At 42.9% G+C, this 310-nt stretch carries 1 protein-coding gene; it reads left to right on the top strand.

Translation table 11 applies throughout. The features are described from left to right. A partial coding sequence (locus HC176_RS18720; protein WP_209309830.1) for a DPP IV N-terminal domain-containing protein occupies positions 1–310 on the top strand: 310 nt, incomplete at both ends.

Below are 310 nucleotides of genomic sequence, written 5' to 3'. Positions count from 1 at the left end.
ATCCAAAAACCGGAAAGAAGGAAACTGCCAGATCAAAGGAAGAACTTATTCCTAAGGAAGAAAATGAGACGCAGGATATTTCTCGAAATGAAGTACTGTCACCCGATGGAAATAAGGTTGTTTATATCAAGGACTGGAATCTTTGGCTGCGTAACCTGGAGACCGGAGAGGAAAAGCAACTGACAACAGATGGTGAGGAGAATTTTGGATATGCTACAGACAATGCCGGGTGGCGCAAAAGTGATCGTCCCATTGTTCTTTGGTCTCCAGATTCCAAAAAAGTAGCAACCTATAAGCAGGATCAAAGACA

The organism is Tamlana crocina, assembly GCF_012037625.1.
The sequence above is the reverse complement of the archived record's forward strand: the minus strand, read 5'-3'. Positions and strand labels throughout refer to the sequence as shown.